The sequence below is a fragment of the Bradyrhizobium sp. AT1 genome, assembly GCF_001590795.1.
Classification (GTDB): domain Bacteria; phylum Pseudomonadota; class Alphaproteobacteria; order Rhizobiales; family Xanthobacteraceae; genus Bradyrhizobium.
This window is the reverse complement of the sequence record NZ_JXDL01000001.1, coordinates 7,432,788-7,433,624: the sequence shown is the minus strand read 5'-3', so window position 1 is coordinate 7,433,624 and position 837 is coordinate 7,432,788. Positions and strand designations below refer to the sequence as shown.

The 837-nt window shown below is 70.3% G+C and carries 1 pseudogene; it reads left to right on the top strand.

Annotated elements, in window-relative coordinates:
* Window positions 1-837: pseudogene (locus SE92_RS34220) on the top strand (apolipoprotein A-IV repeat region-like domain-containing protein); the annotation flags it as partial.

Below are 837 nucleotides of genomic sequence, written 5' to 3'. Positions count from 1 at the left end.
CACGGCGCGCTTCCAGGAGATCCATCAGGCCATCGAGACCAAGGTCGGCTCGGTCGCCAGCGACATCGACGTGCGCGTGGCGCAGTTCGAGGACCTGCTCGGCTCGCGCGTCGAGGCCGTCGCCGGCCGCATCGAGAGCAGCGGCCGCCAGGCCAGCGAGGACATGATGTCCCGCGCCGAGATGATCTCGACTGCGATCCGCTCGCATGTCGAGGACGCCGAGCGCTCGCTCACCAACCTCGTCGTCAACACCAGCGAGACGATCCAGACCGGTGCGCGCACCGCTCAGCAGTCGCTGATGACGGTGTCCTCCGACGTCAACGCCCAGCTCAAGATGACCTCGGCCGAGGTCGAGCAGGCGCTGACCGCGGTCGGTACCGGTGCGGCGAACTCGATCCTGACCAGCGCCCGCGAAGCGCAGTCGACTCTGATCGCGGCGTCGGGCGACGCCTCCAACCAGATCAAGGGGCTCGCGGCCGACGTCGAACGCACGCTGTCGGCGGCAGGCTCTGCCACGGCGGCCTCGATCCTGGCCGGCGCCCGCGAGGTGCAGACCACCCTCGTCACGGCGTCCTCGGACGCGGCCAACCACGTCAAGACGCTCACCGCCGACGTGCAGCGCTCGCTGTCGCTGGCCGGCTCCACCACGGCGGAATCGATCACCGCAGGCGCCCGCGATGCGCAGAGCGCGCTGATCGCGGCCTCGAGCGAGACCGCCAACCAGATCAAGGCGCTGTCCTCCGACGTGCAGCGTTCGCTGACGATGGCCGGCACCTCGACCGCCGAGGTCCTCACCAGCGGCGCGCGCGAGGCCCAGAACATCCTGGTGGCCGGAAC